The following is a 1,566-nucleotide window of genomic DNA, read 5'->3' on the forward strand; positions in this document are numbered from 1 at the left end:
ACTAAAGGTTGAAAGTTAAATAGTTACCCAATACCCCAGTCTGCTGGGGTATTTTAATACAAAAATAGACATGAAACCATTCACATCTGTATACTTAAAGCGTCTAAACAAAAACCATACAGAGGAGTTTCATGCCCATGTCTACTATACAATACAATGACACTGATATTCATCATTCTTTTGCTCATTTTTCAAAATTGGTCCATCTCTCCGCTATTTTGCGTCGTGTCAATATCCATAAATCGCGCGGTATTAAAACTGAACGCTTATTTGAGTGGTTATTGACCACAATCTTTAATCGCTACTCCATTTTTAGAGCAGAAAAGGCTAACGATTTTTCGAAACGAACTGTTCGAAATTGCCTAAATGACCCGCATATTAATTGGCAACGGCTGGTTCAGCTATTAGCGATTCATTTGATTCAATACGTTCAACATTTTACCGATCCAAGACGGCGACAGGCTTTGATCATTGATGATTCATTGTTTAAACGTGAATTTTCACGCAAAACTGAACTATTGGCCCGTGTTTTTGACCACGACAAACAGCAGTATTTTAAAGGCTTCCGGACACTAACTTTAGGCTGGAGTGACGGCAACACTTTTTTACCGCTGAACTTTGCCTTGATGTCATCAAGCCACGCCAAAAATCGATTTGGGCGCCTTAAGTCCAATGATCAACGATCACTGTCCGCAAAACGACGTACGCAGGCAACACGTAAAATGACCGCTGTCGCTTTAGAATTGGTAGATGAGGCAATCAAATCTGGAATCAAGGCCAAATACGTCCTATTCGATAGCTGGTACACGTCACCGCGGATGTTTGCGGCATTGCTAAAACGTCACTGTCATGGGATTGGCATGTTGAAAAAAACTAAAAAGGTTTATTTTCGTTATCGTGGCCGCGAAATGGATATTAAGACCTTATACGCTAATTTGCGGCGCAGTAAATGGCCAATTAAGGATAACTATCTATACAGTCCCATCGTCACATTTGAAGTTGATGGCGAAAAGATCCCAATGAAATTAGTTTTCGTAACCAAACGCGGCCAGGTTGATCAATATCTTGTATTGGCGACCACAATGACTGCTCTAAGACCAGAAGCAATCATTCAGATGTACGGTCGGCGGTGGCAGATCGAATGTTATTTTAAAGTCGCCAAACAATACCTGCAATTTGATCAGACTCAAGTCCAAAGCTACGATGGGCTCTGCGGTCATCTAGCAATGGTCATGTTAAGCTATGACGTCCTTGCATTGGCACAACGCGAAAACATGGACGACAGGACACTGGGTGACTTATTTTTCGATTATGGGCGCCCGTTGCCCGATATTAAGTTAGTAAGTGCGTTGAATTGGTTGATACAAACAATTACTGGTCTAGGTGAAAAACTCGACATGGCGGTTGAAACATTAAATATGATTTTTGACGAATTTATAAAAGCATTACCGAATAGCCTTGGCAGGCTACTCGGTAATGCTCAATGAAGTGGAAATTAGTAATATAATGTGCCATAACCGTTTGGCATCAATGGTTACGGTCCATTTTGATACTTTCAACCTTTAG

1 protein-coding gene is annotated in these 1,566 nt (G+C 40.9%); it reads left to right on the plus strand.

From position 1 onward, the window contains the following. Nucleotides 1-137: 137 nt before the first annotated feature. Nucleotides 138-1,487 carry an IS4 family transposase gene (locus EKM98_RS11975; protein ID WP_068223115.1) on the plus strand — a complete coding sequence of 450 codons (1,350 nt, stop codon included), beginning with the start codon at nt 138-140 and terminating at the stop codon, nt 1,485-1,487. Nucleotides 1,488-1,566: the final 79 nt, after the last annotated feature.

It is taken from the genome of Loigolactobacillus iwatensis (genome assembly GCF_003950295.1).
Classification (GTDB): domain Bacteria; phylum Bacillota; class Bacilli; order Lactobacillales; family Lactobacillaceae; genus Loigolactobacillus; species Loigolactobacillus iwatensis.

Excerpts from the sequence above, each read along its gene's own strand:
- EKM98_RS11975 (WP_068223115.1), top strand. The coding sequence starts at position 138 with ATGTCTACTATACAATACAATGACACTGATATTCATCATTCTTTTGCT.